The sequence below is a fragment of the Luteibacter sp. GL_149 genome (assembly GCF_057834065.1).
In genome coordinates, this window is the sequence record NZ_CM174395.1 from 1,451,421 (window position 1) to 1,472,590 (window position 21,170).

At 62.6% G+C, this 21,170-nt stretch carries 22 protein-coding genes; 12 read left to right on the forward strand and 10 right to left on the reverse strand.

Annotated features, from left to right (window positions below):
* Positions 1–218 precede the first annotated feature (218 nt).
* The gene (locus AC3IR3_RS06455; RefSeq protein WP_489196125.1) at positions 219–1,097 is read right to left on the reverse strand and encodes an SDR family oxidoreductase; all 879 of its coding nucleotides are present in this window, start codon (positions 1,095–1,097) and stop codon (positions 219–221) included.
* A 101-nt stretch (positions 1,098–1,198) separates the two neighbouring features.
* Here AC3IR3_RS06455 and AC3IR3_RS06460 point away from each other — a divergent pair, with 101 nt between their 5' ends.
* A complete protein-coding gene (locus tag AC3IR3_RS06460) occupies positions 1,199–2,092 on the forward strand; it encodes a LysR family transcriptional regulator (RefSeq protein ID WP_489196126.1) in 894 nt (297 codons plus the stop codon).
* Here AC3IR3_RS06460 and AC3IR3_RS06465 read toward each other — a convergent pair.
* Positions 2,071–3,651 (reverse strand): SDR family NAD(P)-dependent oxidoreductase, encoded by a 1,581-nt coding sequence (locus tag AC3IR3_RS06465; protein ID WP_489196127.1) that lies wholly within the window; start codon positions 3,649–3,651, stop codon positions 2,071–2,073. The genes AC3IR3_RS06460 and AC3IR3_RS06465 overlap by 22 nt on opposite strands.
* A gap of 208 nt (positions 3,652–3,859) precedes the next feature.
* Here AC3IR3_RS06465 and AC3IR3_RS06470 point away from each other — a divergent pair, with 208 nt between their 5' ends.
* From AC3IR3_RS06470 to AC3IR3_RS06480, 3 genes are read left to right on the forward strand one after another with little or no spacing between them, the layout of a single operon-like run.
* Positions 3,860–4,297 carry a YybH family protein gene (locus AC3IR3_RS06470; protein WP_489196128.1) on the forward strand — a complete coding sequence of 146 codons (438 nt, stop codon included), beginning with the start codon at positions 3,860–3,862 and terminating at the stop codon, positions 4,295–4,297.
* A gap of 42 nt (positions 4,298–4,339) precedes the next feature.
* Positions 4,340–4,972, forward strand: a complete 633-nt coding sequence (locus AC3IR3_RS06475; protein ID WP_489196129.1) for a dihydrofolate reductase family protein — start codon at positions 4,340–4,342, stop codon at positions 4,970–4,972.
* Positions 4,973–4,981: 9 nt separating this feature from the next.
* A complete protein-coding gene (locus AC3IR3_RS06480; RefSeq protein WP_489196130.1) occupies positions 4,982–5,443 on the forward strand; it encodes a DUF4265 domain-containing protein in 462 nt (153 codons plus the stop codon).
* 57 nt (positions 5,444–5,500) lie between these two features.
* On the opposite strand, the gene AC3IR3_RS06485 is transcribed toward AC3IR3_RS06480, so the two are convergent.
* Positions 5,501–6,370, reverse strand: coding sequence for a hypothetical protein (locus AC3IR3_RS06485; protein ID WP_489196131.1), 870 nt, complete (start codon positions 6,368–6,370; stop codon positions 5,501–5,503).
* A gap of 446 nt (positions 6,371–6,816) precedes the next feature.
* Positions 6,817–6,975, reverse strand: coding sequence for a hypothetical protein (locus AC3IR3_RS06490; protein ID WP_165973454.1), 159 nt, complete (start codon positions 6,973–6,975; stop codon positions 6,817–6,819).
* Positions 6,976–7,562: 587 nt separating this feature from the next.
* Here AC3IR3_RS06490 and AC3IR3_RS06495 point away from each other — a divergent pair.
* Positions 7,563–7,928, forward strand: coding sequence for a PadR family transcriptional regulator (locus AC3IR3_RS06495; protein WP_489196132.1), 366 nt, complete (start codon positions 7,563–7,565; stop codon positions 7,926–7,928).
* Positions 7,925–8,809, forward strand: a complete 885-nt coding sequence (locus AC3IR3_RS06500; RefSeq protein ID WP_489196133.1) for a sensor domain-containing protein — start codon at positions 7,925–7,927, stop codon at positions 8,807–8,809. Before AC3IR3_RS06495 ends, AC3IR3_RS06500 begins: the two co-directional genes overlap by 4 nt.
* Here the strand turns inward: AC3IR3_RS06500 and AC3IR3_RS06505 are convergent.
* The 3 genes from AC3IR3_RS06505 to AC3IR3_RS06515 form a co-directional block, all read right to left on the reverse strand.
* Positions 8,806–9,996, reverse strand: a complete 1,191-nt coding sequence (locus AC3IR3_RS06505) for a DUF1501 domain-containing protein (protein ID WP_489196893.1) — start codon at positions 9,994–9,996, stop codon at positions 8,806–8,808. The genes AC3IR3_RS06500 and AC3IR3_RS06505 overlap by 4 nt on opposite strands.
* 17 nt (positions 9,997–10,013) lie before the next feature.
* Positions 10,014–11,525, reverse strand: a complete 1,512-nt coding sequence (locus AC3IR3_RS06510) for a DUF1800 domain-containing protein (protein WP_489196134.1) — start codon at positions 11,523–11,525, stop codon at positions 10,014–10,016.
* Between the two features lie 131 nt (positions 11,526–11,656).
* Complete coding sequence (locus AC3IR3_RS06515; protein ID WP_489196135.1) at positions 11,657–11,980, reverse strand: hypothetical protein; 324 nt, start codon at positions 11,978–11,980, stop codon at positions 11,657–11,659.
* Positions 11,981–12,070: 90 nt separating this feature from the next.
* Here AC3IR3_RS06515 and AC3IR3_RS06520 point away from each other — a divergent pair, with 90 nt between their 5' ends.
* Positions 12,071–12,682 carry a class I SAM-dependent DNA methyltransferase gene (locus AC3IR3_RS06520; protein WP_489196136.1) on the forward strand — a complete coding sequence of 204 codons (612 nt, stop codon included), beginning with the start codon at positions 12,071–12,073 and terminating at the stop codon, positions 12,680–12,682.
* On the opposite strand, the gene AC3IR3_RS06525 is transcribed toward AC3IR3_RS06520, so the two are convergent.
* Positions 12,675–13,481, reverse strand: coding sequence for a CPBP family intramembrane glutamic endopeptidase (locus AC3IR3_RS06525; RefSeq protein WP_489196137.1), 807 nt, complete (start codon positions 13,479–13,481; stop codon positions 12,675–12,677). The two genes, AC3IR3_RS06520 and AC3IR3_RS06525, sit on opposite strands and share 8 nt — an antisense overlap.
* 123 nt (positions 13,482–13,604) lie before the next feature.
* Here AC3IR3_RS06525 and AC3IR3_RS06530 point away from each other — a divergent pair, with 123 nt between their 5' ends.
* A complete protein-coding gene (locus AC3IR3_RS06530) occupies positions 13,605–15,173 on the forward strand; it encodes a hemolysin family protein (protein ID WP_489196138.1) in 1,569 nt (522 codons plus the stop codon).
* An 8-nt stretch (positions 15,174–15,181) separates the two neighbouring features.
* Here the strand turns inward: AC3IR3_RS06530 and AC3IR3_RS06535 are convergent, their stop codons facing one another.
* A complete protein-coding gene (locus AC3IR3_RS06535) occupies positions 15,182–15,586 on the reverse strand; it encodes an MAPEG family protein (RefSeq protein ID WP_489196139.1) in 405 nt (134 codons plus the stop codon).
* 110 nt (positions 15,587–15,696) lie between these two features.
* Between AC3IR3_RS06535 and ypfJ the strand changes: the two genes are divergently transcribed.
* Together ypfJ and AC3IR3_RS06545 are read left to right on the forward strand one after the other, a co-directional pair.
* A complete protein-coding gene (gene ypfJ / locus AC3IR3_RS06540) occupies positions 15,697–16,581 on the forward strand; it encodes a KPN_02809 family neutral zinc metallopeptidase (RefSeq protein ID WP_489196140.1) in 885 nt (294 codons plus the stop codon).
* Between the two features lie 62 nt (positions 16,582–16,643).
* Positions 16,644–16,994 carry a YkgJ family cysteine cluster protein gene (locus tag AC3IR3_RS06545; protein WP_489196141.1) on the forward strand — a complete coding sequence of 117 codons (351 nt, stop codon included), beginning with the start codon at positions 16,644–16,646 and terminating at the stop codon, positions 16,992–16,994.
* A gap of 740 nt (positions 16,995–17,734) precedes the next feature.
* Here AC3IR3_RS06545 and AC3IR3_RS06550 read toward each other — a convergent pair.
* Positions 17,735–19,606, reverse strand: a complete 1,872-nt coding sequence (locus AC3IR3_RS06550; protein WP_489196142.1) for a DEAD/DEAH box helicase — start codon at positions 19,604–19,606, stop codon at positions 17,735–17,737.
* A gap of 154 nt (positions 19,607–19,760) precedes the next feature.
* Here AC3IR3_RS06550 and fghA point away from each other — a divergent pair, with 154 nt between their 5' ends.
* Together fghA and rimJ are read left to right on the forward strand one after the other, a co-directional pair.
* Positions 19,761–20,603: an S-formylglutathione hydrolase gene (gene fghA, locus AC3IR3_RS06555; protein WP_489196143.1), complete on the forward strand. Its 843-nt coding sequence runs from the start codon at positions 19,761–19,763 to the stop codon at positions 20,601–20,603.
* Position 20,604: 1 nt separating this feature from the next.
* The gene (gene rimJ, locus AC3IR3_RS06560; protein ID WP_132141195.1) at positions 20,605–21,159 is read left to right on the forward strand and encodes a ribosomal protein S5-alanine N-acetyltransferase; all 555 of its coding nucleotides are present in this window, start codon (positions 20,605–20,607) and stop codon (positions 21,157–21,159) included.
* The last annotated feature ends 11 nt before the right edge of the window (positions 21,160–21,170 follow it).

Sequence of the window (21,170 nt, forward strand, 5' to 3'; positions counted from 1 at the left end):
TACAACCTCTACGCAGGAACGGCGGTGAAGGTTATGGAAGTATCTCTATGACCTCTACGCAGGAGCGGCGGTGAAGGTTATGGACGTATCTCTACAACCTCTACGCAGGAACGGCGGTGAAGGTTATGGAAGTATCTCTATGACCTCACCGTCGCCCCTGCGCAGGCAGGGGCCCAGCGCGAGGTAATGAGTTCTCGCGAAGCGCCAGTTCGCGCTTTTCAGCTCCCCCACGTACGCGCCGCCTCAATCGCAAAATCGCGATACGAGCGCGGCGCGCGACCCAGAAGAGATGTCATCTTCGCCACCGCTTCCTTCGTCGCCACCATGCCGTCCAACTGGAATCGATCGGTCATGAGCCGTATATCGCGCGCCGTCCACGACGGAAGGCCGAACGAGGCCAGCTTTGCTTCGTACGCGTCGGCATCCGGCTTCGGCGCGACGATGGGCTTACCCAGAATGTCGGACCATATCTTCGCCACACCGGTAGCGGTAACCGGTTCGGGCCCGACGAGCTCGATGACCTGTCGCGGCAAGCGTGCCGGAGCGTTCTCGCGGCGAAGCAGTTCGGCGACGGCGACCTCCGCGATGTCCCTGACGTCCACCATCGAAAGACCGACTTCGCCGATGGGCATCGGATACAGCGCATTGCCGAGCAGCATGTCTTTCTGGCTCAGATCGTTCTGCATGAAATAGTTCGGCCGGAGAATCGTTGCCGGCAGGTCGAGCTGTTCGATCATGCGCTCGGCTGTGTACTTGCCGGTGAAATGCGGCACATCGACATAGGTGTCCGCATGGAAGACGGAGAAGTACACGATGCGCTCGATGCCAGCGTCGCGCGCGACGCTGAGGGCGATGATGGCCTGGGTGACTTCGTCGGCCGTGACGGCGTTCAGCAGGAAGAGTGTGTCGACGCCTTCCATGGCGGCACGCAACGAGGAAGCGTCGGTCATATCGCCTTTCACGGTCGAGACGCCGGCGGGGAAGGTGGCTTTCGCCGGATCGCGTGCAAGAGCGCGAACGCTGGCTCCCTTCGCGGCCAGGCCGTTGACGACGAGGGAGCCGATGGTGCCGGTGCTGCCTGTGACGAGGATGGTCATGTCGTGTCTCCATGGATTAGGTGTATCCATGATGCGCGTTCCAATATCGGTACGATAGATGTAGCATTGAGACAACTCGTCCCGTATATGGAACACATGTCATGGACCTTCATGCGCTGGCCGACTTCCATGCCGTGGTCGCCCATGGGGGCTTCGGGAAGGCCAGCCGCGCGACGGGGCGTCCCAAGGCGAGTCTCTCCCGGAGGATCATGCAGCTGGAGCAGGATCTGGGCGTTCGCCTGTTCGAACGCGGTTCGCGAATACTGGTGCTTACCGAAGAAGGCATGGCGCTGCGCGAGACCACCATGCGGCAGCTCGACGAACTCGAAGCCGCGACGCATGCGATCAGTACACGGTCGCAGCGGCCGACCGGCAGGCTGCGGGTCAGTGCTCCTTCGGCGGTGGCTTATGAGGCATTGGGCCGACTCGCGGCAGCGTACATTGCGCGATATCCCGAAGTCCGTCTCGAGGTGATTGCCGAAGATCGCTTCGTCGATCTGATCGCCGAGGACTTCGACATCGTTATCCGCGCCAACCCGGCACCCGATACCGATCTGGCGGGGCGCTGCTTCTTTCGCGATACGTTCGTGGTGGTGGCCGCGCCGGCGGTGGCGATGCTTTATCCCGAACCTGCGCGTCGGGAAGGGCGTCCCGTTCCGGCCGTCATGCTGCCCGGTGGCGGGAACAGCGCGTGGCGTCTTGCGAACGATCGCATCGTAAACGTCACGCCGGTCGTTCGCCTGTCGTCGATATCGATGATCCACGACGCGGCGCTGGCGGGTGCGGGCGCCGCGGTGTTGCCTTACTCGCGCGCCCAGGCCGACATTTCCGCCGGGCGGCTCGAAAACTGGGGCGCGCTGGAGGGCAGGGGTGTCGAAGCCTGGGCGTTATACGCCACGCGCCGCTTGCTGAGTCGCAAGATCAGCGCGTTTATCGATCTTCTGGTCGAAGCGTACGAAGGAAAAACGAGCGATCACCAATCCGTCGGACGGTAGTCCTTGAGGAACTGGCCCCAGACGTGTTCGCCGGAATTGATGCCGTGGATGATGGGATCGACGATGCGCGCCGCGCCGTCGACGATATCCAGCGGCGGATGGAAACGTTCCTCCAGCACCTTCTTCGCCGCGAGTTCCGCCGGATCTTCATCGGTTACCCAGCCGGTGTCCACACTGTTCATGTGGATGCCGTCGTTCTGGTAATCGGTGGCGGATGTGCGCGTCATCATGTTGAGCGCGGCTTTCGCCATGTTGGTATGCGGATGACGCGTGGTCTTGAAACTGCGGTAGAACTGGCCTTCCATCGCCGACACGTTGACGATGTGCTTGTCACGTTCCGGCGTACGCAGCATCAACGGCTTGAGGCGGGCATTGATGAGGAACGGCGCGATGGCGTTGACCAGTTGCACTTCCAGCAGCTCCACGGACGGCACCTCGGCCATCAGCAGGCGCCACGAATTGCGCTCGCGCAGATCGATCTGCTGCAGGTCCTGATCCAGCCGGCCCTCGGGGAACAGGTGCTGTTGCGCAAGCAGTTCCTCGGGAAGCAGGGGAACCTGCGACAGTTCGGCGGCGCGTGTCAGGCCGGGCATGGCCGAACCGTGACCGGCAAGCGCAACCGGCGAAGCTTTCGTGTCGGACAGGATGTTGGAACCACGCATGCCTTCGTAGTCGCCGACCAGCGCCCGCACATGCTCGGGCAAGTCATGCAGCGCGGCCGTCTCGCCTTCCATCATGTGTGCGTAGAAATCGGGCGGACGGCGCACCGTCTGGCACGCGTTGTTAATGATGAAATCAAGGCGCGGACGGGTTGCGATGAGTTCCTGGCAGAACGCTTCCACGCTTGGCGTATGCCGCAGGTCCAGGCCGTAGATCTGCAGACGGTCTTTCCAGTCGGCGAAGTCGGGTTCTTCCGCGTAGCGTGCCGCCGAGTCGCGCGGGAAGCGCGTGGTCACGATCAGCTCCGCACCGGCGCGCAATAACTTCAGGCCGGCCTGATAGCCGATCTTCACGCGGCCGCCGGTCAGCAGCGCCACGCGTCCGCGCAGATCGGTGGTCTCCGTGCGTTTTGTATAGTTGAAGGCTGCGCACGTGGGGCATAGCTGGTCGTAGAAGAAGTGAATCGTCGTGTATCGCGTCTTGCACACATAGCAGTGTTGAGGCAGCGTGGATTCGCGCGGCTTGCTGGCATCCACATCGGGATGCACGTCAAGAGGCTCGAAGCCTTCCGGCGCGAATACATTCGGCGTACTGAATACCGGCTTGCGGCGCAACGCACGAATACCCGTGTTATCCAGAACCGCATCGTCGGCCTTGATTTTCGACGCGTAGTGCGCTTTCTCCGCCGCCTTCAACTTCACCCGGCGTGCGACGGGATCGGGATGGTAAACGCTGGCCACCGCCTGATGCAGGCGTCCGCGTTCCTGGCCGGACACCGCTTCCAGCAACTGCGGATCGGCGGCGATCGACTCGAGCAGCTCGGTCGCGGCGCGCAGGCGCGCAGGGAGGGTAAGGTCCCCGTCATCCTGCACGGGCAGGGCGGTGGTGTCGGTATTCACTGGGTTCGATCCGTATCGGCGTGTAGGGAGAGCGGGGCCAGTAGAGGATCATGGCCGCTGCAAGCCCGCTATTTTGCCTGAATTTTACAAGGGGCGAGGCCGGGCGAGCCGGCTGGTATCTAGTTCGCACTAGATCGCCGCCGATACTATGGGGTCCCGAAAGGCTGCAGCAAGCGGTAGTTAGGCACCGTAGTCATCCAGGAGACTTATGACCGCAACCCCTGTGACTGAAATGAAAAGACCGGAAGATGCGCCCGGTGCGTTCCAGGCCGCCTGGAACGCTCACGACATGGCTGCTCTCGGCGGCCTGTTCGATGAAGACGCGACGTTCGTAAATCGCTTTGGGCACTATGTCAAGGGCATCGATGAGATCGTGGCGCTCCACGCTCCCATTCACGAAACAATCTATCGCGACTCTACGCTGGAAAATGAACTGATCGATGTCGCTCACATTGCCGACGGAGCAGTGGTCATCCATTTCTGGAGTCGCCTGGCGGCCGGTGCCGCTCACCCGGCCGGACCCCATTCGGTGGATACGCTGATCCTCGCCGTACTGACGAGGCGGAACGACATCTGGCGCATTCGGGCGCTCGAGAATGTAACCCTTGCAAACCCGCGGACCGGGGAGCCAATCTTGCGCGGTTAGTGCAGGGTTGCGATGTAGATACATGCATGCGAGAGGAAAATCATGAGCAAAGTATTCGTCAACATTGGACTTAGCCTCGATGGCTACATGGCACCGGAAGGAATGACCATGGGCAAGCCCGAGTACAAGAACTGGGGCGCCAAGTGGGGTGCGATGATGGCCTGGATCATCAGGCAGCAGTACTTCCGCGAGAACCTGCTCAAGCTCGGATCAGGGGGAGAGACCGGCCCGGTCAATGACCTGCTTCGCAGCACCACCGAGCGCATCGGTGCCAACATTATGGGCAAGCGAATGTTCGACCAGGGCGAGAGCACCTGGCCAGAGGAGGCTCCGTTTCACACACCGGTATACGTTCTTACCCATGAGAAACGCGAACCCTGGGTGCGCCCCGGTGGGACGACGTTTTACTTCGTCAATGAGGGGCCCGAGCGTGCCCTGGAGCTGGCCCGGGAATCCGCGGGCAGTCGCGATATTCGTATCTCGGGCGGAGCGGATGCGATTCAGCAGTACCTGAACCTGGGTGTCGTCGACGAACTGGAAATCGCTTTGGCACCCGTGTTGTTCGGCGGCGGACGGCGTCTCTTCGAAAACCTGCGCGAGCCCGGTCCGCAGTTTCGCATTGACAGGGTTATCGATGGTCCAGCCGCTACACACATGCGCTATGTGCGTCAGTGAGGGGGCGGCATGCCGGAATTTCAGAGAATTGTGTTTCCCCTTGAGCCGGATGACGACGGATATCCGCCTGTCGGGCGAGAGAGGGTGTGGGCGGAGCCGCTTGGCGACGGGCGGTTCCGTATAGGGAACATTCCGTTCTACGTATATGGCGTGGGGTCCGGCGATGTTGTCCTTGTCAAAGTCGAAGGAGACGAGCTGATTTTCCAGTCTGTCGAAGAGTCTGCTGGCGCATCGGTGTTTCGCATCATTTTCATAAATGCGGATACCGTTTGTCTGGATGTGGTTCGTGATTTAAGGAAGCTCGGTTGCCGGGTGGAGATCAATGCGCAGATGCTTCTTGTCGCGGTCGAGGTGCCGGCAGCGGTCAGCCCCGGCGCGTTCCTGAGCTACGTTATCGAAGGTGCCGAACGAGGGATTTTCGAGTACGAGGAGGGGGTCCTTCGCCATGACATTCCGGACAAGTACAAATGAGCGTCAGCGAAAGGACCCGTGTCCTCGCAGGCGAGGACATCGCGTTGGTTCAGGCAATCAAGTACTACGCATCGCGTGGTCAAGTAATTCGTTCTCAAATACCGCGTCCGGATTGATGACGACCATTTTTCTTTTGTTCTCGGGAAGATCGCGAACGAATTTTCTAATGTCATCCGGTACCTTGACGTAATTGAGAACAGGCACGCCTTCTCCGTCAATGGATCGATACTTCGCCAATATGGGCTCCGCAATGTTCCGCGCGACCAGCGTCTGGTCTTCAACCGCTCTGAACAGCCGTCGTGGAGCGAGTGTCTGGCGGGGCACATAGAAATACTCCACGTCGGGTACGGCTATGCGCATGCCGTCTGGCCAGACGGCCATGGTTTTCAGTACATCATCGATCATCGCGAACATGATCTTGGGCACGAATGTGCCGTCGCCAAGTTTCTCTTGTATGCGTGCGCGTTCGATGTTCCATCGCCACACGGAAAGAACGGTATCGCCTGGCATGCTCGTGATTTTTTCTTCAGGCGGTAGTTTCGGAAGCATGCATTCCACGGCGAAACGGTTTCCGCGATTCCAGCCTTCGATAAAGAGTTGAGGGTTGTACTCTCCATCCCCCATGCCGCCCATCTGAGGGTCGGAAACTGTGAAGTCGAATTCGCGTACGAGTCTCGCCACCTCGGGCTCGGCTTCGAGAGCGAAAAAACTGGGGCGGAAATAGTTGATGTTCAGTGCGAACGGCGGGTCAGGATTGTCGTCGGCGTGCTGGGGTACTTCGAAGACGAAATAGGTGCCGGTGTCCTCGTTGCGATACCAGGCCTGCGTCGCATCGACGGTGTAGTTGGCTCGCTCCTGGAAATGAGCAAGAAAGCGCGCATTTTCGATGATTCCCTTGCGCGGCTTGAAGTACAGGTCGTAACTCATGCTCTCGCCTCTTTTGACGTAGAAGATGCTGTCGCGCGATTCTACCCAGATAACGGCGGCGGATCTGCCTGGGCGATGCCGCAGAGAGAGATGGAATTCGGGTGGAATGAGCTCGTCCGAAGTTCTCGAGTTGGCATCGCAATAGATCGACGCGCGAGAGCGGGAACGCTTTCCGGCGAGCGGCCATTAATGTTGTTGTCGCCCATATGTACTACAGACGAACACACACCCGACCCGTCATAGCGTCGACGTAGCAGGAAAGCTTGTCGTCGACCAACATGGGGCAGGGGTGCGAAAAATATCGCTTTTCGACACCGATCACGCCCCGGGGCGGAATGGGTAGCGTCAGAGCGCGGGCGCACATGTCAGGACAAGAAACAGCTCTCCGCCAACGCCTGCATCGATCCGCATGGGTGAGCTCTCCATCGACGATTCCGGGATACGACTCAGCCAGCCGAGGGCGCCGTTACCGCAACAGGGGCGTGACTGGCGGCGAGTGTCGTCGCCACGGTCGCGTGCGACGTGAGCATGGCACCCAGGGTCAGGAAGCAGACCAGCAGGCCGGCGGCGAAAAAGCTCTGCAGCATCAGGGTCTCGAATTTCATGGTGGTTCTCCGCGAGTGAGTGGATGAGGTCTTCGAGAGGTATATGGCAAGGGCCGTGCCAACGGTCGGAATCTTCGCCAGGCCGCATTCTTGTGCCATTTCGCTGGAAGCCTCGCAGCGCGGGAGACTGTCCGCGGACGATGTCGGGGTTGTCCGGACAGATGGGAGGCGACGGCTTGCCACAGTTACGCGACGGTGTTGAAGCACGACGTCGGTAAGGCATGGCGTTGACCGATTGAGCCCGCTGGAAAAGCTGAAACAGTTGGAAAGAGTTTTCGGGAGGCTTGGGCTCGTTGAAGTACGAAGCCTCTACCGCAGACCGGCTGAGGGCGGAAGGTCGGGATGATCTGACGAAGCTCTTTGAGCACCTATCTGACGCCACTCCTCGCGTTGGCACTCCAACAGTGATCGTTTAGATTTACTTTCGCGTCTCTGCCCGCTTTCGGCCCTTCCTGCGCTCCTTTGCCGAAGGAGGCGATGGCGGCTTGCCCAACGCGGCCATCCGGACAGCCCGTGACTTCAAGCACACGCGGTAGTGTGAACTTCGTACTAGATTGATCTCCAACCTAGCGGACCGGGGAGGGGATATGGACGACATCGCTGCCTACCTGAAGAAATTCCAGAAGGAGCTTTCGGCCGGCACCGTGTCCCTGGTGCTGTTGGCGGTGCTGGGGCAGGCCTCCGAGCCGATGTACGGCTATCAGATCGCCAAGCGGCTGGAAGGGGCTGGCGAAAGCGTGCTGGCCGGAAAGCAGAGTGCGCTCTATCCCGTGCTGCGCAATCTCGAAGGCAACGGATTGCTCGCCAGCGAGATGGAGCCGTCCATCAGTGGACCGCCCCGTCGCTATTACCGGATCACCTCTCTGGGCCGCGCCGTTCTCGCCGAGTGGACTTCGGCCTGGCACGCCACGCGCGCTTCCGTCGACACCGTTTTGCAAGGAGGTATCTCATGAACACGCCGCGCACCATTGCCGAATACCTCGAACAGCTGCGCGAGGCATTGCGTGGCCAGGACCGGGCGCTGATCCAGGACGCGTTGTACGACGCCGAAGAGCATCTGCGGGCCGAACTGGCAGAGCAACCGGACCGCAGCGAAGCGGACATGCTGGCGCATGTGGTTAACAGCTATGGCAATCCGGAAGAGGTCGCCGAGATCTACCGTGGCCGGGAGATTACGGTGCAGCGCGCGCTACGTCCGCCGCCGCCGCCGCCCAAAAAATCGGCCCTCGGTGGTTTCTTCGGCGTGGCGCTCGACTCGCGTACGTACGGCAGCCTTTTCTACATGCTGCTGGCGCAGGCGACGGGCACCCTCTACTTCACCTGGGTAGTGGTGGGCATCAGCCTGTCGCTGGGACTTTCGATTCTGATTATCGGCATTCCGTTCGCCATTCTGTTCATCGGTACGGTACGCGCCTTGTCGTTGTTCGAAGGGCGAATCGTCGAGTCGATGCTCGGTGTGCGCATGCCGCGCCGACCGCTGTATCCGGAGCGCGAAGGCGGCATGATCGCGCGCATCGGTGCGATGTTCACGGATGCGCGAACCTGGGGCACGCTGTTTTACATGCTGGCGATGTTGCCGTTGGGTATCGTGTATTTCACCGTGACGGTGACGTTGCTGGCGGTGTCGTTGGCGTTCGTGCTTTCGCCCTTCGCATTCGCCATCTTCAGTGCGGGCTGGTTCGCAAACGAAGTACAGGTAAACGCGAACTGGTGGGAATGCCTCCTGCTCGGCATCCTCGGGGTCATCCTTCTGTTCGCCACGCTGCATCTGGTCCGCGGCATAGGCTACGTCCACGGCCAGATAGCGAAGCACTTCCTGGTGAAGAAGACCTAGACGAGGCCGAGGTCGCGTGGCGAGGAGCCCGGAAATACCTTCTGCAGATCGCCGTTGGATAGTCCCCATCCACGCTTCAGCATGCCGCCGATCACGTCGCGGTAATTGTTGAGCACGGGATAGTCGCGATTCTGCAGGAGGTTGCCGGCATTGATGGCCACCTGCTGGCCGGCGATGCGACCGCCGTTGACCTTGCCGCCAAGCACCCAGTACGTCGTGCCGTGACCGTGGTCGGTGCCTTTGTTCCCGTTTTCGCGGAACGTGCGGCCGAATTCCGATACCACGACCACGACGGTGTTGTTCCATTCGTCGCCGAGCGCATCGGCGTATGCCGCCAGGCCCTGGCTGAGGTTGTCGAGATTGTTTGCCAGCTGGCCGGTTGCGCCGCCCTGGTTGACGTGGGTGTCCCAGCCGCCGACATCGACAAAGCCGAGGCGGAAACGATCGCGCATCAGCGTGGCGATGCGCTGTGTCTGCAGGGCGAAGTTTTTCGCGCTGACGGCGCCGCGGCTGGCGGCCGCCATTTCGGTCTCGAGGTCCTTGGCTACCTGCTGGCGAAGTTCCAGTCCGTCGCTGGCGGCCGCATGCAGCGACGTGCCTGCGTACATGCCGCTGAGGATGGCCGATTGCCGGTCGTCGAATACGGCTTTGCCGACACCCTTCAGCGAAATATTCGGCACGTCGCCCGCGCCACGGAAACTGAGCGGAAGCGCGTCGGTGAATGCGATGGGAGGCGCGCCGCGCAATACGGTGGAAAGACGCGCCATGAAGCCCGAGCTGTAGTCGCTGCGTGCCGCGGCGGACTGACCGGACTCGATGCTGTCCTGCGTTTCGAAGTGGCTGCGCGACATATCGTCGGTGCCGGCGAAAGGCACGAAGGCCAGCTGGCGCTTGTCCCATAACGGCCCCATGGACGTCGCGACGACGGGTGCCATGCCCCAGTGGGCATCGAGCATGCGCGCGCTGTTGGGATTGCCCGCGTCGGGTTTCGCCAGCGCGATGGTCGGTCGCGATTCGTAATAGAAATCGCTGGAGTAGGGCACGAGCAGGTTATTGGCGTCGTAGCCGCCGCGCAGGAAAACCAGCAGGAAGCGCGGCGTGGAAGCGGGGGCGGCGAACACCTGGCCGGCGAACGTCAGTGCGGGCACCGTGGCTGCGGCGGCGAGGAGGAACTGGCGACGATTCATCATGATGCGCCCCGGGGTCAGTGATAGTTGAAGTCGGGCGAGGACAGCAGGAACGTATTCCATTCCTGTTGCGACGTGGCTTGCGCCAACGCGTCCTTCGTCTTCTGGGAAAGAAACGGATCGATCGTGTCGTAATACGTACGCGTCGTCAGCTGCGGAAAGCCGCCCGTGTGGCGCTTGCCTTCGTCGTCGAGGTCGAACAGCCGGTTCGTGCCGCTGCCGATGGATCGCGCGATTTCGAAGCGACGCGCAAGCTGGCCCGAGCTGGACCACTCCGAATCCGCGGAAGGCCAGCCGTCGGGCGTGATGCGACCGAACGGGGCTTGTCCAAGCGCGTTGATCCAGTTCACCAGTGGCTTCGGATTGGGCACCGCGATGCCGTCGTAAGCCAGGCGCATGGTCGATGCGAGGAATTGCGTGGGGTCTTTGTAACGCTTTCCGAGCGACGCGGTGAATTCCTTCGAGGTCAGCATGGTCCGGACCACTTCGGCGATGTCGCCGTCGGTATGACGGAATGTTTTCGCCATACGCTCGATCAGCGCGGGCGGCGGGGTATCCGACACGAAATACTTCGCGAGTTTCGTCGATACGAACGTCGCGCACGCCGGTTGCTTCACGATGAGGTCGACGGCTTTCTGCACTTCGTCGAAGCCGCCGCCATGAATGGTCTGGCCAAGAAAGGTCTTATCGCCGAAGTCGTGCCGGGCCGGATTGAATTCGAATACGCCTTCGTGCACGTACAGCGGTTGCCATTCGGGGCGGAATTTACGCGGCGTGCTGTCGAAGTTGACTCCTACGCCCGTAAGAATACGCGCGAGCTGCTGCACGTCTTCCTGCGTGTAGCCGCTGCCGACACCCAGCGTATGCAGCTCCATCAGTTCGCGCGCGTAATTCTCGTTGATCTTGTCGTGGGCATTCTGTGCATTGTCGAGGTATTCGAGCATGGCGGGACTTTTCAGCGTCGCCATGACCAGGTCGCGGAACTTGCCGAGGGCATGCGGCCGTATGGTGTTCTGTGCGTAGTCGGCGACCAGCCAGCGCACGCGGCCCTTTTGCTGGAAGACGCTGAAATGATTCAGCCAGAACCACACCAGCTGTTCGCGTAGCTGGTGTTCGTCGTAAACGACTTGCAGCATTTCGGCGGACTGGGCCTGCTGGGCATAATCGTTGCCCTGCTTTTGCAGGGCTTTCTTCGCTTGCTCCTGCGCATCGCCTTCGGGCAGATCCTTGATCTGCTTGTACTGGCCACGCACGCTGTCCATCAAGGCGGTAACGGGCTGGCGAACCGCATCGAAGCCGTCGATCTGCGCGCGTACTTCTTTCGGCAGGCCATCGCCGCGAGGGTCCAGCTGTTCGTCCAGGAAGCGTCGTCTGCCGACGTCGCGATAGCGCGCCACCGTGGCCGTGTCGGCTCCGAAGGTGACCCGGTTGAGCCACGCGACGTCCTCCCGGGTCAGGGCCTCGTCGCGTGCCATGACCGGGGTGGTCGCCAGCAGGAGCAGTGCAGAGACGACAACGGCGTTACGCATGCGGACTCCGTGTAGGGCGTCCCATGCGGACGCGGCTCAAACCCTAAACGATTCCGCGATGCGAACGTTTACGTTATACGTTAAGGCCGGTCACCGCGTTTATCCTGCAGCCATGCGCAGATTCTTGCGGTTCATGCGTCCTCGTCTTCCCGGCCGAACATTTCGTCGTCGTCGGGTCCGAGGAATTCGAGAGCGGCTTCCATGTTCATCGCGGTGGCTTCCGCGGTCATGCGTACCTGCTCGAGCCTGTTTTTCGGCGCCTGTATTTCAGCGACGTAAGTCGTCGATCCGGCGGTGTCGTCGGACATCTCGCTGGAGCTGGAATCGTCCCTCATTTCGTTCATCAGGTCGTCGATCTCCTCGACCCGATCGACCTGATCGACTCCCTCGATGGCGCTCAGGACGGTGTCGAATGCGTCGCGGGTTCCGGTGACGCGCAGGTGGATGGTGGGCATGGGGGCTCCTTAGGTCTCGAAAGGATAATCCGATGCTGCGATTTGCCATGTATGCCCGAGGTGTATGGCGTTTGCCGTTAACATCGCGTCATGGCAAAGACATATGACCAGGCTTATTTCGACAAGTGGTACCGGCATCCGGATCACTCCGTCCGTTCTCCGGCCGAACTCAGGCGCAAGGTCTCCATGGTATTGGGCCAGGCCGAGTTCTATCTTGGACGACCCGTGCGCAACGTCCTCGACATCGGTTGCGGCGAGGCGCCATGGCGCAGCGTACTCCGGGCGCTGCGTCCGGGTATCGACTACCGCGGCCTGGATGCCAGCGAGTACGTGGTGTCGCGTTACGGGCGTTCGCGCCATATCGGCCTGGCGAGTTTCGGCCAACTGGCGGAATTACGCTTCGACACCCGCTTCGACCTGATCGTCTGCACCGACGTGCTGCATTACCTGAAACCGGCGGAGATTCGCGCCGGGCTGACCGGTGTCGGCGACATGCTGGAAGGATTGGCCTTCCTGGAGGCCTATACCCGCGACGACGACGTGGGCGGCGATCGCGAGGGGTTTATTTCCCGCCCCCCCGATTGGTACCTGCGGGAATTCTCCGCGGCCGGTCTGTTGCCCTGCGGTTCGCAGTGCTATCTCGGGCCCCGTCTGGAGCGTCATGTCGCAGCGCTGGAGCGGGCTCGCCTGCCGGTCAGTTAGCCGCCACGAACCAGGCGACCGACGCGAGCGCGTTGTTCATGGCGTGCGCGGCGACGGACGGCCAGATCGAACCGGTGCGCACACGCAGCCATGCACACGCCACGCCGATCATCGTGAGGTTGGGTACGGCATACCATGCCCAGCCCAGGTCGGGCAGGTGGACGGCGCCGAAGACCAGCGCACTGGCGGCGATGGACGTCGCCACGCCAAACCGCCCGCGCAGCGAGGAAAGCAGGGCGCCCCGGAACAGCGTTTCTTCGACCAGCGGCCCGATCACGACCACGATCGGCAGCAGCAGGACGCGCATGCCGACGGAGGCGCCGTCGGCCAGTTCGCTGACCGCCTGCGTGACCTCGTGCTTGCCTGCCAGGAACTGGGTAAGTGCGCCGCCGACGAAGGGCAGCACAACGCCTGCGAGCATGCCCATCGCGAGAAAACGCAACTCGGGCCGGTTGAAACCGAGGCCCGCGGATGCTCCCGAGGTCAGCCATGGACGCCACCGCCACACGATCAGTCCCAGGGTGACCGCGCTGGCGGCCAGCAACGTGCAGACGACCATGCCGAGAAGGATGTCCGGCGCCCGGACCGCGTGCTCGACCGCCTGGGCGTCGTCCAGGTTCAGGCCAAGGAGCATCCGGGCGACCGTCGCGAATATCTGGCCGAACACCAGTTGCATCAGGAAATAGAAGACGATGACCGCTGCGGCCCCGAGCAGGCCGGTCGCGGGACGCAGGGGTGGGAGTGCCGGAGGCGTCGAGGCGGTTGCTGGAAGTATCAGGGGCGTGGAATCGTGAGTCATGGACCACCCTAGCCGACCGCCGGACCCCCCCGCAATGGTGTCTTCCGGCACAGCCCGTCCACGCGACACCTGTATAGTGTCGCGTCTTATCTGGAGGAACCCTGGCGCTTAAGGCGTCGACCCATGTTCGCTTTCGACTGGCTTGCCGATCCTTCCGCCTGGGCGGGTCTCCTTACGTTGATCGTGCTGGAGATCGTGCTCGGTATCGACAACCTCGTGTTTGTCGCGATCCTCGCCGACAAGCTGCCGGCCCGTCAGCGCGATCACGCGCGGTTGCTGGGCCTGGGACTGGCACTCGTCATGCGGCTATGCCTGCTGGCGGCGATGACCTGGCTCGTCACGCTGACCGCGCCGCTGTTCAACTGGAACGGTTTCGGGTTGTCGTGGCGCGACCTGATCCTCGTCATCGGCGGCGCATTCCTTCTGTTCAAGGCCACGCTCGAACTGCACGAGCGGCTGGAAGCCCCCGACGACCACGATGGCAAGGGCGCGCGTCGCGCGAGCTTCTGGCTGGTGGTCGCGCAGATCGTCATCCTGGATGCCGTGTTCTCGCTGGACTCGGTCATCACCGCCGTGGGCATGGTCGATCATCTCAGCATCATGATGGTGGGCGTCGTCGTCGCGATGGCGCTGATGATTAGCGCCAGCAAGCCACTGACGACCTTTGTGAATGCGCGGCCGACGATCGTCATCCTGTGCCTGAGCTTCCTGCTGATGATCGGTTTCAGCCTGATCGCGGAAGGCTTCGGCTTCCATATTCCGAAGGGGTATCTGTACGCCGCGATCGGCTTCTCGATCATGATCGAGGTCTTCAACCAGACCATGCGCCGCAATCGCCGGCGTTCGCTGCTGGTCGGCGGCCGCATCATGCGAGACCGGACCGCGAAAGCCGTATTGCGCCTGCTTGGCGGCGCCGCCGAGGACGAACCGGAAAACGGCAAGCACACGGCGACGACGGAAACGGCGGAGATGGCCGTCTTCGGCAAGGACGAACTGGAAATGGTCCAGGGCGTTCTCGATCTGTCGCAGCGTCCGGTGCGTTCGATCATGACGCCGCGTACGGAAATCTTCTGGATCGACCCGGACGACTCGCCCGAAACGCTGTTGCGCGAATCGCGCGAATCGACCCACCACTGGATGCCGCTGGCCCGTGGAGATCTCGATCAGTTGATCGGCGTGGCGTCCTCGCGCGATCTTCTCGCCAGCCTCAACGATCACGGCCGCATCGACGTCAAGGCGATCGTCCGCAAGCCGATCACCGTACTCGAATCGTTGAGCGTGCTTCGTCTGATCGACGAGTTCCGCCGGGCCTCGTTGCAGATGGCGCTGGTGGTCGACGAGTACGGCAGCATCCTGGGTCTGGTCACGCCGGCCGACGTACTGGAAGTCATCGCCGGCGAGTTCCCGGACGACGACCGCGAGGGCGACCCCTCGGCCGTCAGCGAGGGGGACGGCACCTGGCTGCTGGACGCCAGCCTCGACGTGCGCCGTGTCGAACACCTGCTGGGCCATCGCCTGCCGGGCGACGGCAATTTCTCGACCCTGGCGGGTTTCGTCCTACAGCGACTCGGGCGGCTTCCGGTTCCGGGCGATCGCTTCGAAAGCAATGGCCTGGAGTTCGAGGTCACCGCCATGGACGGAGCGCGCATCCAGCGTGTGCGCGTGCTCGCGACGGCAAACGACGAGGACTGACGCGCCGCTCAGGGCGCGTTGTTTTCCATGATGGCCAGGCCGATACCGCCGGCCGCCATCAGCATCAACGCCGCCCAGGCCGCCAGCGAAAGCAGGAAGGCCGGGCCGCGACGCGCGGCATCGCGCGAATAGGCCAGGGCGTACCAGGCGCGAGCCGCAAGCCAGATCAGGCCAGCGATGCCGGCCCAGAGCGGATCGGCGTATTGTGCAGCGAGCCAGAGCGCAGGAATGAACATGACGGCGCTTTCCAGCGTGTTCATCTGCACGCGCCAGACGCGTTCGAAGGCGGGATCGCCGCTGATAGCGGGAGCCTTGATACCGTAACGCGAGCGGGCGCGGCCTACCATCGTCAGGGTGGCGAAAAGCAGGAGCAGCGTCAGCACGGTAACGAGCGCGGGTAACTGACTGGTCATGGAACATCCTGTACGGGGAAGGGGACAGCCGCGTACTTTAACGGGAAAGGTCCCGTACCATCAGCCGGCCCGGCCCAGAACCGTGCCCCGGATCACCAAAGGAGAGGCCCATGCTTTGGCAGAAAGGTCGTAGAAGCGACAACGTGGTCGATGGCGGAACCGGTTCCGATTCCGGCGGTGGAGGCGGCGGCTTCGGTGGGCGTGGACTGGGTCTGGGTGGCATGGTGATCCTGGCCATCCTCGGACTGGTGTTCTTCAAGGACCCCACGGCATTGCTGGGGCAGGGCGAACCGGGTGCGCCACCGGCGCAGGTGCAGCAGCAACAGCGGCAAAGCCAGCCGATTAATTCCCAGGACCCGCAAGTGGATTTCGTGCGTGCGATCCTCGGCGAAACCGAAGACACCTGGACGGAAATCTTCTCCGCGCGTGGCCAGACATACGAGAAACCGCAACTGGTGCTATTCCGCAACGGTGTGCGCACGGCATGCGGCTCCGCTTCGTCAGCCGTCGGGCCGTTCTATTGCCCCGGCGACCACAAGGTCTATCTCGACCTCGGCTTCTTCCAGCAGATGCAGTCGCAGTTCCACGAATCGGGCGATTTCGCGCGCGCCTATGTCATCGCGCACGAAGTAGGTCATCACGTACAGAACCTGATCGGCGTCTTCGACAAGGTGGGCGAGGCGCGCAAGCGCGGTGCGTCGCTGGAAGGTGCGACGGGCCTGTCCGTGCGTCAGGAACTGCAAGCCGACTGCTTCGCCGGCGTATGGGCCAATAAATCGCAGCAACGCAAGCAGTGGATGCAGCCGGGCGATGTGGAGTCGGCGATCAACGCCGCCACGGCCATCGGCGACGATTCGTTGCAGGAACAATCGCGCGGGCGCGTGGTGCCCGATTCGTTCACTCACGGCACGTCGGCGCAGCGTGTCAAATGGTTCAAGGCGGGCCTGGAAAGCGGCGACATGGGTAAGTGCAACACTTTCGCAGGTAACCTCTGACGCGTCGCAGGAGCGCGTTCAAGCGCGCTCCTGTGTTGCTACAAACGCCGTAATATCCGCGCATGACCCATCCCTGCCTGTCCTGCGGCGCCTGCTGCGCGCATTTTCGTGTCGCCTTCCACTGGATGGAATCCGATACCGAGGCGGGCGGCGTCGTGCCGCCCGAGTTCACCGTGAAGCTCGACAAACATAGAGTCGCTATGCACGGCACGGATCAGGCGAAGCCGCGTTGCCTGTCGCTGGTGGGCGAGGTCGGTCGTGCCGCGCACTGCGGGATTTACGCGCAACGCCCATCGCCATGCCACGACCTGCAGCCGGCATGGGAAAACGGCGAGGCCAGTCCACAATGCGATCGCGCGCGCATCGCGCACGGTATGGAGCCGCTCACACCCGCAAGCTTTGGCTTGTTGTAAAAGCGCACAAAAAAAGGTCTTCACGCATGGTCGGGGAGGGCTCGGCTTTGCCATCGCTATTGCCATCGCGCTGGGAGGCTTCGCGAAGAGCCGTCGGCCACCGCCCTCGACGCTCCGGCTTCACCGTCGCTCGGGAAGGGATAGCCGCTGCGCGGCTGGTGTTCTATGGCTGCGCCCCGTCGCGCCCGCGCGGCGGGCAGGGGTTTTCGATTCGGCTCCTGCCTCAGCGAAAACGGCGGACCGTCCGGGTCCGCCCCCTTCGGGCCTTTTCCGCCCGCCGCGCTCGGTTCCGCAAGTCGCGTCGAGGGCGGTGGCCGACGGCTCTCCCGGATGTTGCGGTTATTTGGGGGAAAGCAGCGCGTGACGCAGGACCCGTGATGGCGGCGTCCGGTTCGGTCTGTCACGTGCTCGGCTCGTGCTCTGTCCTCAGCAAACCGCAGTCGCTGGTGCCGTGGCCGGGTTGGTCCTTGGGGCCGCCTTAGCCGAGGGCCGCGATGAGTGGTTGGAGCGAAAGCGGCACTACGGCCCGCTCCCGCAGGGACGGCGCCGAAGGCCCCAAGGGCCAACCCGGTCGCGGCTTCCCCGACAGCACAAGTGTAAGACGGCTGTCCTCGACCGAAGATCGACGAGACACCTCAAGCCATCCCCGCTAATGCGCGAAGAGCCAACAAGAAAAAACCCGTACGAGGCTTGCGCGCCGCACGGGTTTCGGTTTTCGCTTCCGGGACTTCAGTTTCTGCTTAGAAGTCTTTCTTGCGGCGCGGGGGTTTGCCGCCACTGGGGCGCGAGCCGCCGGGCGGGCGCGGAGCGCCGCCGGGACGGAAGTTGCCACGCGGCGGACGCGGAGCCGACGACGGCGCGGACGAGGAGGAGGGCGATTCGGTGCCGTCCCATTCGCTGATGCGCAGTTGCTGGCCCGATACCCACACCTTTTTCAGGTGCGTGAACACGTCGGTCGGCATGCCATCGGGAAGATCGATCAGGCTGTGCTCGTCGCGGATGCTCAGGCGGCCGATGAACTGGGCTTCGATGCCGCCTTCGTTGGCGATGGCGCCGATGATGTTGCCCGGCTTCACACCGTGCTCGTGACCGACTTCCACGCGGTAGGTTTTTTTACCGTGCTCGGTGACGTGCGCGCGCGGCTGGCGCATGCCTTCACGCGGCGGCCGACGGTCGTCGTTGTCGCGCTGCGGACGTTGCGGGCGCTCGCCACGCGTGTCGCGCGTATCGTTGTCCCGGGTCGGCCGTTCGGTGTACTCGCGGCGCGCCGGCGTCGGATCGAGCAGCAGCGGCGAATCGCCCTGTGCGATACGTGCAAGCGCGGCGGCGATCTCGATCGCGGGAATGTTGTGTTCCTGCTCGTACTTCTCGACCAGCTGCTGGAAGATGTTCAGGTCGCCCTTTGCCAGCGTGTCGGTGATCTTCTGCGTGAACTTGTTCATGCGGTGATCGTTGACGGCTTCGACGGTCGGCAGCTGCATCTGTTCGATGGGCTGGCGCGTCGCGCGTTCGATGGCGCGCAGCAGGTTACGCTCGCGCGGCGTGACGAACAGGATGGCCTCGCCACTGCGACCCGCGCGGCCGGTACGGCCGATGCGGTGCACGTACGACTCGGTGTCGTGCGGAATGTCGTAGTTCAGCACGTGGCTGATGCGTTCGACGTCGAGACCGCGCGCCGCCACGTCCGTGGCGATGAGGATGTCGAGCTTGCCGTCCTTCAGCTGCTGGATGACGCGTTCGCGCTGGGCCTGGGCGATGTCGCCGTTGATGGCCGCCGCGGCGAAACCGCGTGCCTGCAACTTGCCGGCGAGTTCTTCGGTGGCCTGCTTGGTGCGGGCGAACACGATCATCGCGTCGAAGCTTTCGGCTTCGAGGATGCGGGTAAGCGCATCCAGCTTGTGGATGCCGCTGACCAGCCAGTAGCGCTGGCGGATGTTTGCCGCGGTGGTGGTCTTGTTCTTGATCGTGACTTCGATCGGGTCTTTCAGGTAGGTCTGCGCGATGCGGCGGATAGGCGCCGGCATGGTTGCGGAGAACAGGGCTACCTGGCGGCCTGCAGGCGTCGCCTGCAGCAGCTTCTCGACGTCGTCGATGAAGCCCATGCGAAGCATTTCGTCGGCTTCGTCGAGCACGACGAAACGCAGCGCCGAAAGATCGAGCGTGCCCTTGTCGAGATGGTCGATGACGCGACCGGGCGTGCCGACGATGACCTGCGCGCCACGCTTCAGCCCCTGCAACTGCGGACCGTAGCTCTGGCCGCCGTAGATCGGCAGGACCTGGAAGCCGGGCATGAAGGCCGCGTACTTCTGGAATGCTTCGGCCACCTGGATGGCCAGTTCGCGCGTCGGCGCGAGCACCAGCGCCTGCGGCTTGCCCGGGCGTACGTCGATGCGCGACAGCACCGGCAGGGCGAAAGCGGCGGTTTTGCCGGTACCGGTCTGCGCCTGACCGATAACGTCGCGGCCCTCGAGCAGCGGCGGGATGGTGGCGGCCTGGATCGGCGAAGGTACTTCATAGCCGACGGCGATCAACGCGCGCATGACTTTTTCGTCGAGCGCGAGCGCGCTGAAACCGGGCTGTGCCGGAGCGTTATCTGAATCAGGGGATGACATGGCGACCTCGAAGCGGGGCACACCGGCGTCTTGTACGCCAGGCGGTGAGAATATTCTACCAGCGATAGCTGTCGAACGCTTTGTTTTTGTGACGGAATGTGGTGTGTTCAGGGTTAAACTCAGATGTTGGGTTCGGATAAGAAGGGAAGTCGGGATGCCTATGATCCAAACGACGTCGGAACAGCGCTGCTTCGGCGGTACGCAAGGCTTCTACAGCCATGAGTCGCGCGAATGCGGCGGCACGATGCGCTTTGCCGTTTTCGTGCCTCCGGCCGCCGCGCAGGGCCGGGTTCCCGTGGTGTATTGCCTCGCTGGCCTGACCTGTACCCACGAAACCTTCACCATCAAGGCGGGCGCCCAGCGCGTGGCCGCCGAGCTTGGTATCGCGTTGGTGATGCCCGATACGAGCCCGCGCGACACGGGCTACGAAGGCGCGACAGGCGACTGGGAAGTCGGTGAGGGCGCCGGTTTTTACGTGGATGCGACCGAAGCGCCCTGGGCCGGCCGTTTCCGCATGTACAGCTACGTTGCGAACGAGTTGCCCGCGCTTATCGCCGGGAACTTCCCGGTCGACCCGCTGCGTCTGGGCATCCTCGGCCATTCGATGGGCGGCCATGGCGCACTGGGCATCGCGTTGAAAAATCCGGATCGATACCGTTCCGTATCCGCGTTCTCGCCCATCGTCGCACCCGCGCAGGTGCCCTGGGGAGAGAAAGCCTTCGGCCGCTATCTTGGAAAGGATCGCGCGCACTGGGCCGGCTACGACGCGACGGAACTGCTCGCCCGGGGCACTTTTCCCGGCACGATCCTGATCGATCAGGGCGGAGCCGATGCCTTCGTCGACAACCAGCTGAAACCCGAACTGTTCGAGGCCGCATGCCTGCGCACTGGGCAGGCGCTCGACCTGCGTATGCATCGTGGCTACGACCACTCGTATTACTTCATCCAGACCTTTGTCGAAGACCACCTGCGTCATCATGCCGCGGCGTTTGCCTGATATGACCGAGCCGGTACGGATGCGCACCGCGCGCACGATCATTCGCCTGCTCGAACCGGACGAGGCACCGTTGCTGCTTCGTTATCGCACGGAGAACTGCCAGCACCTCGAGCCGTGGGAGCCGCTGCGCACGACAGCGCATTACACGCTGGAAGGATGCCGGCAGACGATCGAAGCCGGTCTTGAAGCTGCCCGTGCCGATCGCGCTTATCCGTTCGTCGTTCTGACACCCGACAGCGACGAGATGATCGCGGGTTTTACGATGGCCAATGTCGTGCGTGGCGTGTTCCAGGCCTGCCATCTTGGCTACGGCGTGGCGGCGCGTCACGAAGGAAAAGGGCTGATGTTCGAAGCTCTGGATGCTGCCATCCGCTATGCGTTCGGTCCGCTGGATTTCCATCGTGTCATGGCCAATTACATGCCTCGAAACGAACGTAGCGGGCGACTGCTGGAACGGCTTGGCTTCGAGCGCGAAGGCTATGCGAAGCGTTACCTGAAAATCGACGGACTGTGGGAAGACCACGTCCTCACCGCGAAAGTCAGGGCGGAAGGTTAGATATGAAAAAC

Bases quoted from the DNA above. Each gene is read 5' to 3' on its own strand.
- AC3IR3_RS06455 (WP_489196125.1), bottom strand. From the start codon at position 1,097: ATGACCATCCTCGTCACAGGCAGCACCGGCACCATCGGCTCCCTCGTC.
- AC3IR3_RS06460 (WP_489196126.1), top strand. From the start codon at position 1,199: ATGGACCTTCATGCGCTGGCCGACTTCCATGCCGTGGTCGCCCATGGG.
- AC3IR3_RS06470 (WP_489196128.1), top strand. From the start codon at position 3,860: ATGACCGCAACCCCTGTGACTGAAATGAAAAGACCGGAAGATGCGCCC.
- AC3IR3_RS06475 (WP_489196129.1), top strand. From the start codon at position 4,340: ATGAGCAAAGTATTCGTCAACATTGGACTTAGCCTCGATGGCTACATG.
- AC3IR3_RS06480 (WP_489196130.1), top strand. From the start codon at position 4,982: ATGCCGGAATTTCAGAGAATTGTGTTTCCCCTTGAGCCGGATGACGAC.
- AC3IR3_RS06485 (WP_489196131.1), bottom strand. From the start codon at position 6,370: ATGAGTTACGACCTGTACTTCAAGCCGCGCAAGGGAATCATCGAAAAT.
- AC3IR3_RS06490 (WP_165973454.1), bottom strand. From the start codon at position 6,975: ATGAAATTCGAGACCCTGATGCTGCAGAGCTTTTTCGCCGCCGGCCTG.
- AC3IR3_RS06495 (WP_489196132.1), top strand. From the start codon at position 7,563: ATGGACGACATCGCTGCCTACCTGAAGAAATTCCAGAAGGAGCTTTCG.
- AC3IR3_RS06500 (WP_489196133.1), top strand. From the start codon at position 7,925: ATGAACACGCCGCGCACCATTGCCGAATACCTCGAACAGCTGCGCGAG.
- AC3IR3_RS06505 (WP_489196893.1), bottom strand. From the start codon at position 9,996: ATGAATCGTCGCCAGTTCCTCCTCGCCGCCGCAGCCACGGTGCCCGCA.
- AC3IR3_RS06510 (WP_489196134.1), bottom strand. From the start codon at position 11,525: ATGCGTAACGCCGTTGTCGTCTCTGCACTGCTCCTGCTGGCGACCACC.
- AC3IR3_RS06515 (WP_489196135.1), bottom strand. From the start codon at position 11,980: ATGCCCACCATCCACCTGCGCGTCACCGGAACCCGCGACGCATTCGAC.
- AC3IR3_RS06520 (WP_489196136.1), top strand. From the start codon at position 12,071: ATGGCAAAGACATATGACCAGGCTTATTTCGACAAGTGGTACCGGCAT.
- AC3IR3_RS06525 (WP_489196137.1), bottom strand. From the start codon at position 13,481: ATGACTCACGATTCCACGCCCCTGATACTTCCAGCAACCGCCTCGACG.
- AC3IR3_RS06530 (WP_489196138.1), top strand. From the start codon at position 13,605: ATGTTCGCTTTCGACTGGCTTGCCGATCCTTCCGCCTGGGCGGGTCTC.
- AC3IR3_RS06535 (WP_489196139.1), bottom strand. From the start codon at position 15,586: ATGACCAGTCAGTTACCCGCGCTCGTTACCGTGCTGACGCTGCTCCTG.
- ypfJ (WP_489196140.1), top strand. From the start codon at position 15,697: ATGCTTTGGCAGAAAGGTCGTAGAAGCGACAACGTGGTCGATGGCGGA.
- AC3IR3_RS06545 (WP_489196141.1), top strand. From the start codon at position 16,644: ATGACCCATCCCTGCCTGTCCTGCGGCGCCTGCTGCGCGCATTTTCGT.
- AC3IR3_RS06550 (WP_489196142.1), bottom strand. From the start codon at position 19,606: ATGTCATCCCCTGATTCAGATAACGCTCCGGCACAGCCCGGTTTCAGC.
- fghA (WP_489196143.1), top strand. From the start codon at position 19,761: ATGCCTATGATCCAAACGACGTCGGAACAGCGCTGCTTCGGCGGTACG.
- rimJ (WP_132141195.1), top strand. From the start codon at position 20,605: ATGACCGAGCCGGTACGGATGCGCACCGCGCGCACGATCATTCGCCTG.